Genomic DNA, 15,258 nt, shown 5'->3' on the forward strand with positions numbered 1-15,258 from the left:
TTTTATTATGCGGGTGTGGCGGAATTGGCAGACGCACCAGACTTAGGATCTGGCGCCGCAAGGCGTGGGGGTTCAAGTCCCTTCACCCGCATGTTCGCGGAAGTAGTTCAGTGGTAGAATACAACCTTGCCAAGGTTGGGGTCGCGGGTTCGAATCCCGTCTTCCGCTCCACTATTTATTTATGCCGGGGTGGCGGAACTGGCAGACGCACAGGACTTAAAATCCTGCGGTAGGTGACTACCGTACCGGTTCGATTCCGGTCCTCGGCACCATCTTAATATGCGCCCGTAGCTCAATTGGATAGAGCATCTGACTACGAATCAGAAGGTTGTAGGTTCGACTCCCGCCGGGCGCACCATATTTTTTTTCGGGAAGTAGCTCAGCTTGGTAGAGCACTTGGTTTGGGACCAAGGGGTCGCAGGTTCGAATCCTGTCTTCCCGACCATTATTTTTTCGGGGCCTTAGCTCAGCTGGGAGAGCGCCTGCCTTGCACGCAGGAGGTCAGCGGTTCGATCCCGCTAGGCTCCACCAAAAAAACTTGACAAGCCGTTTTGGGTTTGTTATGATATGAAAGTTGATTCTTTAAGAAGAGTCAAATTGCTCTTTGAAAACTGAACAAAACAAAGCGCCAACGTTAAATTTTAAGTGAGCACACACTATCAAAAAAGCAAATGAGCAAGTCAAACATTTCTTCGGAGAGTTTGATCCTGGCTCAGGACGAACGCTGGCGGCGTGCCTAATACATGCAAGTCGAGCGAATCGATGGGAGCTTGCTCCCTGAGATTAGCGGCGGACGGGTGAGTAACACGTGGGCAACCTGCCTATAAGACTGGGATAACTTCGGGAAACCGGAGCTAATACCGGATACGTTCTTTTCTCGCATGAGAGAAGATGGAAAGACGGTTTACGCTGTCACTTATAGATGGGCCCGCGGCGCATTAGCTAGTTGGTGAGGTAATGGCTCACCAAGGCGACGATGCGTAGCCGACCTGAGAGGGTGATCGGCCACACTGGGACTGAGACACGGCCCAGACTCCTACGGGAGGCAGCAGTAGGGAATCTTCCGCAATGGACGAAAGTCTGACGGAGCAACGCCGCGTGAACGAAGAAGGCCTTCGGGTCGTAAAGTTCTGTTGTTAGGGAAGAACAAGTACCAGAGTAACTGCTGGTACCTTGACGGTACCTAACCAGAAAGCCACGGCTAACTACGTGCCAGCAGCCGCGGTAATACGTAGGTGGCAAGCGTTGTCCGGAATTATTGGGCGTAAAGCGCGCGCAGGTGGTTCCTTAAGTCTGATGTGAAAGCCCACGGCTCAACCGTGGAGGGTCATTGGAAACTGGGGAACTTGAGTGCAGAAGAGGAAAGTGGAATTCCAAGTGTAGCGGTGAAATGCGTAGAGATTTGGAGGAACACCAGTGGCGAAGGCGACTTTCTGGTCTGTAACTGACACTGAGGCGCGAAAGCGTGGGGAGCAAACAGGATTAGATACCCTGGTAGTCCACGCCGTAAACGATGAGTGCTAAGTGTTAGAGGGTTTCCGCCCTTTAGTGCTGCAGCTAACGCATTAAGCACTCCGCCTGGGGAGTACGGCCGCAAGGCTGAAACTCAAAGGAATTGACGGGGGCCCGCACAAGCGGTGGAGCATGTGGTTTAATTCGAAGCAACGCGAAGAACCTTACCAGGTCTTGACATCCTCTGACAACCCTAGAGATAGGGCTTTCCCCTTCGGGGGACAGAGTGACAGGTGGTGCATGGTTGTCGTCAGCTCGTGTCGTGAGATGTTGGGTTAAGTCCCGCAACGAGCGCAACCCTTGATCTTAGTTGCCAGCATTCAGTTGGGCACTCTAAGGTGACTGCCGGTGACAAACCGGAGGAAGGTGGGGATGACGTCAAATCATCATGCCCCTTATGACCTGGGCTACACACGTGCTACAATGGATGGTACAAAGGGCTGCAAACCTGCGAAGGTAAGCGAATCCCATAAAGCCATTCTCAGTTCGGATTGCAGGCTGCAACTCGCCTGCATGAAGCCGGAATCGCTAGTAATCGCGGATCAGCATGCCGCGGTGAATACGTTCCCGGGCCTTGTACACACCGCCCGTCACACCACGAGAGTTTGTAACACCCGAAGTCGGTGAGGTAACCTTCATGGAGCCAGCCGCCTAAGGTGGGACAGATGATTGGGGTGAAGTCGTAACAAGGTAGCCGTATCGGAAGGTGCGGCTGGATCACCTCCTTTCTAAGGATAATTACGAGAGCGCTTTTGTTTTGTTCAGTTTTGAATGAGTAATTCATTCAAATAGGAAAGACAGTCATCACGATGTGATGGATTCTTTCTGCTTTGTTCCTTGAAAACTAGATAATAGATAGAAGGCAATTAATTTTTTTCAAAGCATCTGTAAGATCTTTTTTAACGGTTAAGTTAGAAAGGGCGCACGGTGGATGCCTTGGCACTAGGAGCCGATGAAGGACGGGACTAACACCGATATGCTTCGGGGAGCTGTAAGTAAGCTTTGATCCGGAGATTTCCGAATGGGGAAACCCACTGTTCGTAATGGAACAGTATCTTTACCTGAATACATAGGGTACTGAAGGCAGACCCGGGGAACTGAAACATCTAAGTACCCGGAGGAAGAGAAAGCAAACGCGATTTCCTGAGTAGCGGCGAGCGAAACGGAATTAGCCCAAACCAAGAGGCTTGCCTCTTGGGGTTGTAGGACACTCAACATGGAGTTACAAAGGAACGGGGTAAATGAAGCGATCTGGAAAGATCCGTCGAAGAAGGTAAAAACCCTGTAGTTGAAACTTCGTTCCCTCCTGAGTGGATCCTGAGTACGGCGGGACACGAGAAATCCCGTCGGAAGCAGGGAGGACCATCTCCCAAGGCTAAATACTCCCTAGTGACCGATAGTGAACCAGTACCGTGAGGGAAAGGTGAAAAGCACCCCGGAAGGGGAGTGAAATAGATCCTGAAACCGTGTGCCTACAAGTAGTCAAAGCCCGTTAATGGGTAATGGCGTGCCTTTTGTAGAATGAACCGGCGAGTTACGATTTCATGCGAGGTTAAGTTGATGAGACGGAGCCGCAGCGAAAGCGAGTCTGAATAGGGCGAATGAGTATGAGGTCGTAGACCCGAAACCAGGTGATCTACCCATGTCCAGGGTGAAGTTCAGGTAACACTGAATGGAGGCCCGAACCCACGCACGTTGAAAAGTGCGGGGATGAGGTGTGGGTAGCGGAGAAATTCCAATCGAACCTGGAGATAGCTGGTTCTCTCCGAAATAGCTTTAGGGCTAGCCTCAAGATGAGAGTATTGGAGGTAGAGCACTGATTGGACTAGGGGCCCCCAACGGGTTACCGAATTCAGTCAAACTCCGAATGCCAAATACTTATTCTTGGGAGTCAGACTGCGAGTGATAAGATCCGTAGTCGAAAGGGAAACAGCCCAGACCACCAGCTAAGGTCCCAAAGTATACGTTAAGTGGAAAAGGATGTGGAGTTGCTTAGACAACCAGGATGTTGGCTTAGAAGCAGCCACCATTTAAAGAGTGCGTAATAGCTCACTGGTCGAGTGACTCCGCGCCGAAAATGTACCGGGGCTAAACGTATCACCGAAGCTGTGGATTGACACCGTATGGTGTCGATGGTAGGAGAGCGTTCTAAGGGCGTTGAAGTCAGACCGGAAGGACTGGTGGAGCGCTTAGAAGTGAGAATGCCGGTATGAGTAGCGAAAGAAGGGTGAGAATCCCTTCCACCGAATGCCTAAGGTTTCCTGAGGAAGGCTCGTCCGCTCAGGGTTAGTCGGGACCTAAGCCGAGGCCGAAAGGCGTAGGCGATGGACAACAGGTTGATATTCCTGTACCACCTATACATCGTTTGAACGATGGGGGGACGCAGAAGGATAGGGTAAGCGCGCTGTTGGATATGCGCGTCCAAGCAGTTAGGCCGGAAACGAGGCAAATCCCGTTTCCATTAAGGCGGAGCTGTGATGGCGAGGGAAATATAGTACCGAAGTTCCTGATTCCACGCTGCCAAGAAAAGCCTCTAGTGAGATGTAAGGTGCCCGTACCGCAAACCGACACAGGTAGGCGAGGAGAGAATCCTAAGGTGTGCGAGAGAACTCTCGTTAAGGAACTCGGCAAAATGACCCCGTAACTTCGGGAGAAGGGTTGCTTTTTAGGGTGAATAGCCCAGAAAAGCCGCAGTGAATAGGCCCAGGCGACTGTTTAGCAAAAACACAGGTCTCTGCGAAGCCGCAAGGCGAAGTATAGGGGCTGACACCTGCCCGGTGCTGGAAGGTTAAGGGGAGAGGTTAGCGCAAGCGAAGCTTTGAACCGAAGCCCCAGTAAACGGCGGCCGTAACTATAACGGTCCTAAGGTAGCGAAATTCCTTGTCGGGTAAGTTCCGACCCGCACGAAAGGTGTAACGATCTGGGCACTGTCTCAACGAGAGACTCGGTGAAATTATAGTACCTGTGAAGATGCAGGTTACCCGCGACAGGACGGAAAGACCCCGTGGAGCTTTACTGCAGCCTGATATTGAATTTTGGTACAGCTTGTACAGGATAGGTAGGAGCCTGAGAAGCCGGAGCGCCAGCTTCGGTGGAGGCGTTGGTGGGATACTACCCTGGCTGTATTGAAATTCTAACCCGCGCCCCTTATCGGGGTGGGAGACAGTGTCAGGTGGGCAGTTTGACTGGGGCGGTCGCCTCCTAAAGAGTAACGGAGGCGCCCAAAGGTTCCCTCAGAATGGTTGGAAATCATTCGTAGAGTGTAAAGGCACAAGGGAGCTTGACTGCGAGACCTACAAGTCGAGCAGGGACGAAAGTCGGGCTTAGTGATCCGGTGGTTCCGCATGGAAGGGCCATCGCTCAACGGATAAAAGCTACCCCGGGGATAACAGGCTTATCTCCCCCAAGAGTCCACATCGACGGGGAGGTTTGGCACCTCGATGTCGGCTCATCGCATCCTGGGGCTGTAGTCGGTCCCAAGGGTTGGGCTGTTCGCCCATTAAAGCGGTACGCGAGCTGGGTTCAGAACGTCGTGAGACAGTTCGGTCCCTATCCGTCGCGGGCGCAGGAAATTTGAGAGGAGCTGTCCTTAGTACGAGAGGACCGGGATGGACGCACCGCTGGTGTACCAGTTGTCTTGCCAAAGGCATAGCTGGGTAGCTACGTGCGGACGGGATAAGTGCTGAAAGCATCTAAGCATGAAGCCCCCCTCAAGATGAGATTTCCCATGGCGCAAGCTAGTAAGATCCCTGAAAGATGATCAGGTTGATAGGTCAGAGGTGGAAGCATGGTGACATGTGGAGCTGACTGATACTAATAGATCGAGGACTTAACCAACGCTTTTTAAAAAATGAAATACCTTCTTATTATCTAGTTTTGAAGGAACAACGTTCCTCATATGTTTGGTGGCGATAGCGAAGAGGTCACACCCGTTCCCATTCCGAACACGGCAGTTAAGCTCTTCAGCGCCGATGGTAGTTGGGGGTTTCCCCCTGTGAGAGTAGGACGCCGCCAAGCCATTTATTAAGATCAGCCATCCGGCTGGTCTTTTTTGATGTTCGTAATTAAAAAAGTTTTTTATTTCAGTGACAGCATGGGCTGGCCTTATTTTTGGTGAGCTGGGAATTGGGCAGAATTTAAGTTGTGAAACCTTAAGGAGAAGGAAAAAATAGCAGGTTTTGCATTTATCTTTTTAGGGTATTAATGTAAGATATTTCAACTTTAATGTTCAATGGGGTATGTAACTACATATAATTTGGAGAAAATGGATATTACAGAAAGAAAGTGCGTTTAAGTTGCAAAATGCATTTTTCCTTGTATAATAATAGTCAAATATAGTCAAAGTCAGAATGGAGGAGGCTGAGTGAGAAACATATCTGATGTTATCGAAACTTATTTGAAGCAAGTACTTGAAATAAGTCAAAAAGATATCTTGGAGATTAAAAGAAGTGAAATAGCAGATAAATTTCAGTGTGTTCCTTCTCAAATTAATTACGTAATCAATACCAGGTTTACCATCGAGAGAGGTTATGTTGTAGAGAGTAAGCGTGGGGGCGGCGGTTATATACGCATCATGAAGGTGGAATCACAGGATTCCGTGCAACTTATCAACCAATTATTATCGCTTATTGGTTCCAGGGTAACTCAATCGATGGCTGAAGGAGTAATTTCACGGCTGATGAATGAAGACGTCATTAATGAAAGAGAAGCAAAGATAATGATGAGCGTCATAGATAGATCGGTGATTTATATCGACCTACCTGACCGAGATGAACTTAGGGCAAGAATTTTAACTGCGATGCTTACGACTTTAAAATATAAATGAAACTGGCAGAGGTGATGAACGTTGATTTGCCAAGAATGTCATCAAAGGCCTGCTACCCTGCACTTCACCAAAATCATCAATGGAAAAAAGACTGAAGTCATGATTTGTGAGAAATGTGCTCAGGAAAAAGGCGAAATATTCATGGATGCAGGCGGACCTGGTTTTTCAATAAATAATTTATTAGCAGGATTGTTGAATATGGAGTCGAATATTCAACAGACGAAGGCAAATGCATTTCCTAAAACGGAAGAGAGGCGTTGTCCGCATTGTCATCGATCTTATAAAGAATTTGTCCATATTGGCAAGTTTGGCTGTGCCGAATGTTATAAAACGTTCAATGAACAGTTAAATCCCATTTTAAAGAGAGTTCATAGCGGCAATACAGCACATATAGGGAAAATTCCAAAAAGGATCGGTGGCACCATCTATCTTCGAAAGCAAATTTCAGATTTGAAAGAAGTTTTAAAGGCCCACATTGATCAAGAGGAATTCGAGAAAGCGGCAGAGGTAAGAGATAAGGTACGTTCCCTTGAAAAAAGGTATGAAGCCCAAGAGGGAGGCGAGGAATTATGAGCTTGGAAAAGTTTGTAGAAAACGCTTTGAGTTCCTGGATGAGTGCCGAAGGGCCGGAAATCGATATTGTATTGAGTTCGCGGATTCGGCTGGCCAGGAATTTCAAAGACTTTACCTTCCCAACCTCCTTTTCTAACGAAGAAGCTAAAAAAATAATTGAATTGGTCAAAAAAAGAAGTGAAGAGGAAGTGACTCCAGAGATTGGGAAACTGGAACTTTTAGAGATTGACCAATTGCAGCCACTGGAAAAGCGCGTTCTCGTTGAAAAACATTTAATCAGTCCTCATTTAGTCGAAGATTCAGCGAAAAGCGCATGTCTCCTTTCGGAAAATGAAGAAATAAGCATCATGATAAATGAAGAGGATCATCTCCGTATTCAATGTTTAATGTCGGGATTGCAGCTGAAGGAAACCTTAAAGATTGCAAATGTTCTTGACGATTGGATTGAAGAATCCATAGACTATGCATATGATGAAGAAAGAGGATACCTAACTAGTTGTCCGACTAATGTGGGAACAGGATTAAGGGCTTCAGTCATGATGCATCTTCCCGGCCTGGTCCTTACACAGCAGATGAATAATATCATACCGGCTATCAACCAATTGGGGTTGGTGGTTCGAGGGATTTATGGAGAGGGCAGTCAAGCTTTAGGGAATATTTTTCAAATCTCAAATCAAATTACTCTTGGAAAGTCGGAAAGGGATATCGTTGAAGACCTAACAAGTGTAGTGCAACAAATCATAGCCCAGGAACGGTCAGCGAGGGATGCATTAGCGAGGACTTCCCACATACAATTAGAAGATAGAATTTTCCGCTCATATGGAATTTTGTCCAATGCTCGAATCATCGAGACCAAGGAGGCAGCTACCTGTATCTCCGACGTTAGGTTAGGGATAGATCTTGGGTATATAAAAAATATTTCCAAAAGCATTTTAAATGAGTTGATGATTTTGACGCAGTCGGGATTTTTACAAAAGTACGCAGGCGGCCCTTTAAGAACCCATGAAAGGGATATTCGTAGAGCTGCACTCATCCGGGAACGCTTGAATTTCACGGAATCTTCCTCCACTTAGAGGTCATTGACCTCTTTAGGGAGTATCAAATTTCATGTAATAGATATGGAGCAAGAATAAGCTTCTGCCATTACTTAGAGAATTGCCAGCAACTTTATTCAAAACGAAAATTCTTAAGGAGGAATTCCCTATGATGTTTGGTCGTTTTACTGAAAGAGCCCAGAAAGTATTAGCATTAGCCCAAGAAGAGGCAATTCGTTTAGGTCATAATAATATTGGCACGGAACATATTTTACTGGGTCTTGTCCGAGAAGGTGATGGTATTGCAGCCAAAGCGTTATATGCTCTTGGATTGGGTCCGGAAAAGATTCAGAAAGAAGTGGAAAATTTAATTGGCCGTGGACAGGATACGGCTCAAACGATACATTATACCCCGAGAGCCAAGAAAGTCATTGAACTTTCCATGGATGAGGCAAGAAAATTAGGTCACTCATATGTTGGGACAGAGCATGTTCTTCTAGGTCTTATACGAGAAGGGGAAGGTGTAGCTGCTCGCGTATTGAATAATCTCGGTGTAAGTTTAAATAAAGCCAGGCAACAAGTATTACAGCTTTTGGGCAGCAATGAATCAGGTGGTCATCAAGGTTCTGCCGCTTCAAATGCGAGCACACCGACACTGGATGGCTTAGCCCGTGATTTAACGGCGATTGCCAGGGAGGGAAGCCTAGATCCCGTTATCGGAAGAAGTAAGGAAATACAGCGTGTCATTGAGGTATTAAGCCGTCGTACAAAAAATAACCCAGTATTGATCGGTGAACCTGGGGTAGGTAAAACAGCCATTGCTGAAGGGCTTGCCCAACAGATCATCAATAATGAGGTACCTGAAATTTTACGCGATAAACGCGTAATGACACTTGATATGGGTACTGTTGTGGCTGGTACTAAATACCGTGGTGAATTTGAGGACCGGTTGAAGAAAGTCATGGATGAAATACGTCAGGCGGGTAATATCATCCTATTCATCGATGAATTGCATACATTGATTGGTGCAGGTGGTGCAGAAGGTGCCATTGATGCCTCCAATATCCTAAAACCATCATTGGCCCGTGGTGAATTACAATGTATCGGTGCTACAACATTGGATGAATACCGTAAGTATATTGAAAAGGATGCTGCGCTTGAACGTCGCTTCCAGCCAATCCAAGTCGATGAGCCGACTATTTTGGAATCCATCCAAATTCTCAAGGGGCTGCGTGACCGTTATGAGGCACATCACCGCGTATCGATTACTGACGAAGCGATTGATGCCGCAGTCAAATTATCCGACCGTTATATTTCCGATCGCTTTTTACCGGATAAAGCAATTGACTTGATTGATGAAGCTGGCTCCAAGGTTAGACTGCGCTCATACACAACGCCACCTAACTTAAAGGAACTTGAAGTGAAGCTAGATGATGTTCGCAAGGAAAAGGATGCTTCCGTTCAGAGTCAGGAATTTGAAAAAGCTGCTTCGCTTCGCGATACGGAACAACGCTTAAGAGAACAATTGGAAGAAACGAAAAAAACTTGGAAAGAAAAACAAGGGCAGGAGAACAGTGAAGTCACTGTGGATGACATTGCACATGTCGTATCCAGCTGGACGGGAGTGCCAGTCACTAAATTGGCGCAAACAGAGTCAGATAAACTGCTTAATATGGAGTCAATCCTCCATGATCGTGTAATTGGGCAGGAAGAGGCCGTCATTGCGGTTTCTAAAGCAGTACGACGTGCCAGGGCAGGTTTGAAAGATCCTAAACGTCCAATTGGTTCATTCATCTTCTTGGGACCTACAGGGGTCGGTAAAACCGAGCTTGCCCGTGCTTTGGCTGAATCCATATTTGGTGATGAAGATGCCATGATTCGCATCGATATGTCCGAATATATGGAGAAACATTCGACTTCACGTCTTGTTGGATCCCCTCCAGGATATGTTGGATACGAAGAAGGCGGTCAGTTAACGGAAAAAGTGCGGAGGAAACCATACTCCGTCGTTCTGCTTGATGAAATAGAAAAGGCGCATCCGGATGTCTTCAATATCCTTCTTCAAGTATTGGAAGACGGAAGACTGACAGATTCCAAGGGGCGTACTGTCGATTTCAGGAATACCATTCTGATCATGACATCGAATGTAGGTGCGTCGGCCTTGAAAACCGATAAGTATGTCGGCTTTAACATCCAGGATACTGGCCAGGACTATAAAAATATGAAAGGGAAAGTGATGGAAGAACTCAAACGTGCATTCCGTCCGGAATTCCTGAATCGTATTGATGAAACCATCGTGTTCCACTCATTAGAGAAGGATCATTTGAAACAAATCGTTACATTAATGTCAAATCAGCTTACTACCCGTTTGAAAGAACAGGAGATATACTTGGAGCTGACAGATGCGGCTAGAGAAAAAATTGCTACGGAAGGTTTTGATCCGGAATATGGGGCAAGGCCAATCCGTAGGGCGCTTCAGAAGCATGTAGAAGATTATCTATCCGAAGAGTTGCTTAAGGGCAACGTGAAAAAAGGGCAAACGGTCGTAATGGATGTCGTTAATAATGAGTTTGCAATCCGGCAAGGCGAGCCTGTTAATGTAAGTGAATAACCTGATCCTAAACTTCGAGGTACACGCAGATTTTTTTGCAGTGTACCTCTGTTTTTTATCTATAGGTAGATATGAGTATAAACGGGACAAGCAAAGTGAATATTTTTTTAAAAAAACTTAGCCTTAAGAAGGTTTAAATAAAACAGAGATATAATATCCTTAATATAGATATTTTTTCCAAAGGAAGAGGAGTAATTTATGGCTGTAAAAAAGAAAACAAAATTTATGTGTCAGTCTTGTGGATATGAGTCCGCGAAATGGATGGGGAAATGCCCAGGCTGCGGTGAATGGAACAAAATGGTCGAGGAAACCGAAATTGTTAAACCTGCTAGAAAGGGCGCTTTTACCCATTCGGAGGTTAGAGGTTCCGGGGAACGGGAGAAGGCAGCACCCATAACGACCATTCAATCAGAAAAAGAACCACGGATTAAGACGGATTTAATGGAATTGAATCGTGCTCTTGGGGGCGGGATCGTACAGGGGTCACTTGTATTGATCGGAGGGGACCCGGGTATCGGTAAGTCCACCCTGCTTTTACAGGTATCATCCCAATTGGCGCATAAACAGAAAAAAGTGCTATATATATCAGGTGAAGAATCAGTCAAGCAGACCAAATTGAGAGCGGACCGGCTTGGGACCATGTCGGAACATCTATTCGTTTATGCTGAAACCGATATGGACTATATCCAACAGGCCATTACAGAGGTAAAACCGGATTTGGTCATTATTGACTCCATTCAAACGGTATATCATTCGGAGGTTACATCTGCCCCGGGAAGCGTTTCACAAGTGAGGGAATGCACAGCCTCACTCATGCGCATAGCTAAAACGAACGGGATCGCGATTTTTATCGTCGGTCACGTTACAAAGGAAGGGGCCATTGCAGGGCCGCGACTGCTTGAGCACATGGTTGACACCGTTTTATATTTTGAAGGAGAAAGACACCATACATATCGAATTATACGCGCGGTCAAAAATCGCTTTGGTTCGACGAATGAGATGGGTATTTTTGAAATGAAAGAACATGGATTGGAAGAGGTTGCGAATCCATCGGAAATTTTCCTTGAAGAACGGTCGCAAGGAGCTTCGGGTTCCACGGTCGTCGCATCCATGGAGGGCACAAGGCCGGTGCTTGTCGAAATTCAAGCATTGATTTCACCTACGAGTTTTGGAAACCCAAGGCGAATGGCCACGGGAATTGACCACAATCGAGTTTCGCTTTTAATGGCTGTTCTGGAAAAGAGAGTGGGCTTGCTGCTCCAAAACCAGGATGCGTATTTAAAGGTTGCTGGTGGGGTCAAGCTTGATGAACCGGCAATTGACCTCGCTGTCGCAATAAGCATTGCATCAAGCTTCCGTGATAAACCAACAAACCCTGCCGATTGCATCATTGGTGAAGTGGGGCTGACTGGGGAAGTCAGAAGGGTGTCACGGATAGAACAAAGGGTGCAGGAAGCAGCGAAGTTAGGGTTTGAGCGGGTTATCATACCGGCTAATAATATAGGGGGATGGACCGCCCCGAAAGGTATTAAGATCGTTGGTGTTTCATCGGTTTCGGAGGCTCTTAAACAAACGTTAGGGGGTTAAGTATGACAGATAAAAAAGGGTATGAGAAAACAAAATTGGAAATTCTGCAAATTGTAGCACCGGGTACCCCGCTTCGGGAGGGCATTGAAAATGTCCTGAGGGCAAATACAGGTGGTTTGATAGTTGTCGGATATAACGAGAAGGTGCGAACGATCGTGGATGGCGGCTTCGAAATCAACTGCAACTGTACCCCCAGCACATTATATGAGTTGGCGAAGATGGACGGGGCCATCATTTTAAATGAAACGGCCGATAAGATCATTTTTGCAAATGCCCAATTAGTGCCGGATAATAGCACACCTTCCACTGAAACGGGAATGCGGCATAGGACAGCGGAACGTGTGGCAAGGGAGACCAAGTCGTTGGTCGTCGCAATCTCACAACGCCGGAATGTCATCACTTTATATCAGGGCAATTTCCGGTATGCCCTTAAAGATATAGGTGTCATACTCGCCAAGGCTAATTTGGCCATCCAGACCCTGGAAAAATACAAGGTGGTCCTGCAGCAGAGCATATCGGTTTTAGGAGCGCTCGAGTTTGAGGAAATCGTGACCTATGCCGACCTTTTGCAGGAATTTCACCGTTATGTAATGGTGCTCAGAATCAAGGCCGAGCTACTAACGTACCTTAATGAGCTTGGTACGGAAGGAAGATTGATCCGTTTGCAAATGAATGAAATCCTGGCAGATATTGAAACGGAAGGAAAATGGCTTATCAAGGATTATACCTCCAGTAATGATGAAAATCCCGAGGAAATCATTTTTAGGCTTCAAGAGTTGGCCATGCAGGAAAAACTGGATGAAAGCATTCTTCTAAAGGTGCTGGGCTATCATGGATACATACATCTTGATGAGTCAGTACATCCCCGTGGTTACCGTATTCTTCATAAAATCCCACGCCTGCCGGGTTTGATCATCGAAAATTTAGTGAAACAGTTCGGAAGCTTTAGTGAAGTCAATAAAGCAACGGTTGAAAACCTTGACGATGTGGAGGGTATAGGCGAAGTCCGCGCCAATAAAATCAAAGAAGGACTCCGCATTTTAAAAAATCAGCTGGTCACAAATAGAAGGATGTAAGGAGCAGCTGGCCTTTTAACATTCACCTGAACCAGCTTGAAATTGATTGGTGTTTATTTTTGACACTCAAAACTCAGGGTGCTAGGCTAATATTACGAAAAAGAGAAGAAGTCGTATTTGTAAATCCACTAATTCCTTAAGTGAATTTAACGTATATAATGAAAACGAATTTTCGAAGGTTTCATTTTATTTTATTGGTCAATAATGAGTAGAGGGAGGTGAAAGGGATGTTAAAACGCATTATACAAGCATGCTTCTTAATAGTCGGCGGAACACTTGGTATGTTACTAATTCCTGAATTATTAATTGTTTTACATGCAGACGATATTGCTTTATTAAACAATCCTTATGTAAGTGTACTGTTGGGTGCCATTATCTTTTATCTTATAACTTTTTGGGCAGTAGATCATGTGATCTATTTTATGAAGTGGCTGGAGGAACAGCTTGTTAAGATACCGATTACGGATATAATCTTTGGCAGCGTCGGCCTTTTAGTGGGACTGCTTGCGGCGTTCTTGGTTGGCTCCGCCTTCAGTGCCATCAAGGTTCCTATTTTAAATACAGTGGTACCTATCATCCTTACGCTTTTATTTGGTTATCTTGGTTTTCAAGTGGGCTTTAAAAAACGTGATGAGCTATTGAGCTTATTCATGAAAAGCAATAAGAAAAAGAATACTGATGGTGATGCGAGCGAAGAGGATGAAGAGGGGTATAGCAAGCGGCTGAAGATTCTCGATACTAGCGTCATCATTGATGGTAGAATTGCGGATATCTGTCAGACGGGCTTTCTGGAGGGTACCATAGTCATTCCTCAATTCGTATTAAACGAACTGCAGCACATTGCCGATTCATCTGATGCATTGAAAAGGAATCGCGGAAGACGCGGTTTGGATATCTTGAATCGAATTCAAAAAGACCTACCGATTAAAGTGGAGATGTACGAGGGGGATTTTGAAGACATTCAGGAAGTGGACAGTAAACTAGTGAAGCTTGCCAAAATATCGGGCGGAATGGTCGTTACCAATGATTTCAATTTAAACAAAGTATGCGAGTTTCAAAATGTGGCGGTCCTTAATATCAATGACCTGGCCAATGCCGTAAAACCTGTGGTACTTCCTGGGGAAGAGATGAATGTTCAAGTCATCAAGGACGGGAAAGAGCAGAACCAAGGCATCGCTTATTTGGATGATGGCACCATGATTGTAGTCGAGGGTGGCCGTGATCATATCGGGAAACGGATCGATGTACTTGTCACAAGTGTATTGCAAACCTCTGCAGGCCGGATGATATTCGCTAAACCGAAACTATTAGAAAAAGCATTATAAAGAAGAGTAGGAGAAACCGTTATGTTTTATGAAGTAGTGATACCTGCAGCTGGACAAGGCAAAAGAATGAAGGCGGGCAAGAATAAACTTTTTATTGAACTATCGGGTATCCCGATCATTGTTTATACACTGCGTGTCTTCGAAGAAGATCCTGACTGTCGGGGGGTTATCCTTTCGATAAACCCGGCAGAAAAGGATTATTTCAATCAATTGATAGCAGCGTATGGGCTTAAAAAGGTCAAGAAACTGGTCATGGGCGGCAAGGAGCGCCAACAAAGCGTGTATAATGGACTGCAACATGCAGAAGAAGACATCATCCTGGTCCATGACGGTGCCCGCCCTTTTATCAATCTTGGGCAAATCAGTGAATTGACTACTTCCGCCTCCCTGCATGGAGGTGCCGTAATTGCAGTGCCCGTTAAGGATACGATTAAAAAAGCGGCAAACAAAGAGGTAGTGGAAACAGTGGAACGATCAAGCTTGTGGGCGGTACAAACTCCACAAGCTTTTCGTTTATCCATATTAAAAAATGCGTATGAACAGGCAGAAGCTGAAGCATTTTTAGGGACGGATGATGCAAGTTTGCTAGAGCGGATCAATGAACAGGTAGTTATTATTCAGGGCAATTATGATAATATTAAAATTACGACTCAGGAAGACCTTTATTTTGCAGAAGCGATTTTACATAAACAACAACATGGAAAAAGATGATTGG

8 protein-coding genes, 6 tRNA genes and 3 rRNA genes are annotated in these 15,258 nt (G+C 45.9%); all 17 read left to right on the top strand.

Translation table 11 applies throughout. From position 1 onward, the window contains the following. Positions 1-9 precede the first annotated feature (9 nt). The 17 genes from ABC374_RS26055 to ispD all read left to right on the top strand — a co-directional run bounded on the left by ABC374_RS26055 (position 10) and on the right by ispD (position 15,254). Positions 10-91, top strand: a tRNA-Leu gene (locus ABC374_RS26055). Between the two features lie 5 nt (positions 92-96). After that, positions 97-171, top strand: a tRNA-Gly gene (locus tag ABC374_RS26060). Positions 172-183: 12 nt separating this feature from the next. Beyond that, positions 184-272: transfer RNA gene (locus ABC374_RS26065), tRNA-Leu, on the top strand. Positions 273-281: 9 nt separating this feature from the next. After that, positions 282-358: transfer RNA gene (locus tag ABC374_RS26070), tRNA-Arg, on the top strand. 10 nt (positions 359-368) lie between these two features. Next, positions 369-445 (top strand) — tRNA-Pro (locus ABC374_RS26075). 10 nt (positions 446-455) lie between these two features. Continuing rightward, a tRNA-Ala gene (locus ABC374_RS26080) sits at positions 456-531 on the top strand. A gap of 158 nt (positions 532-689) precedes the next feature. After that, positions 690-2,240: ribosomal RNA gene (locus ABC374_RS26085) — 16S ribosomal RNA — on the top strand. A 176-nt stretch (positions 2,241-2,416) separates the two neighbouring features. Further along, positions 2,417-5,349: ribosomal RNA gene (locus tag ABC374_RS26090) — 23S ribosomal RNA — on the top strand. 64 nt (positions 5,350-5,413) lie between these two features. After that, positions 5,414-5,529, top strand: a 5S ribosomal RNA gene (gene rrf / locus ABC374_RS26095). The 16S, 23S and 5S rRNA genes sit together here with 6 tRNA genes alongside, the layout of an rRNA operon. Positions 5,530-5,875: 346 nt before the next feature. Next, positions 5,876-6,337 (top strand): CtsR family transcriptional regulator, encoded by a 462-nt coding sequence (locus ABC374_RS26100; protein WP_048677843.1) that lies wholly within the window; start codon positions 5,876-5,878, stop codon positions 6,335-6,337. Between the two features lie 21 nt (positions 6,338-6,358). Continuing rightward, positions 6,359-6,910, top strand: a complete 552-nt coding sequence (mcsA, locus tag ABC374_RS26105) for a protein-arginine kinase activator protein McsA (RefSeq protein WP_350300864.1) — start codon at positions 6,359-6,361, stop codon at positions 6,908-6,910. Further along, positions 6,907-7,983, top strand: coding sequence for a protein-arginine kinase McsB (gene mcsB, locus ABC374_RS26110; RefSeq protein WP_413020134.1), 1,077 nt, complete (start codon positions 6,907-6,909; stop codon positions 7,981-7,983). The genes mcsA and mcsB overlap by 4 nt, the downstream gene beginning before the upstream one ends. 130 nt (positions 7,984-8,113) lie before the next feature. Beyond that, on the top strand, positions 8,114-10,555 hold the full coding sequence (gene clpC, locus ABC374_RS26115) for an ATP-dependent protease ATP-binding subunit ClpC (protein ID WP_305161971.1): 2,442 nt from the start codon (positions 8,114-8,116) through the stop codon (positions 10,553-10,555). A gap of 198 nt (positions 10,556-10,753) precedes the next feature. Further along, a complete protein-coding gene (radA, locus tag ABC374_RS26120) occupies positions 10,754-12,142 on the top strand; it encodes a DNA repair protein RadA (RefSeq protein ID WP_350300866.1) in 1,389 nt (462 codons plus the stop codon). A gap of 2 nt (positions 12,143-12,144) precedes the next feature. After that, entirely contained in the window at positions 12,145-13,218 is a 1,074-nt protein-coding gene (gene disA / locus ABC374_RS26125; RefSeq protein ID WP_413020135.1) for a DNA integrity scanning diadenylate cyclase DisA, read from the top strand. 227 nt (positions 13,219-13,445) lie between these two features. Further along, complete coding sequence (locus tag ABC374_RS26130) at positions 13,446-14,543, top strand: PIN/TRAM domain-containing protein (protein WP_413020136.1); 1,098 nt, start codon at positions 13,446-13,448, stop codon at positions 14,541-14,543. Between the two features lie 21 nt (positions 14,544-14,564). Then, positions 14,565-15,254 (top strand): 2-C-methyl-D-erythritol 4-phosphate cytidylyltransferase, encoded by a 690-nt coding sequence (gene ispD, locus ABC374_RS26135; protein WP_413020137.1) that lies wholly within the window; start codon positions 14,565-14,567, stop codon positions 15,252-15,254. Positions 15,255-15,258: the final 4 nt, after the last annotated feature.

The sequence above is a fragment of the Peribacillus phoenicis genome, from assembly GCF_047238085.1.
Lineage (GTDB): Bacteria > Bacillota > Bacilli > Bacillales > DSM-1321 > Peribacillus.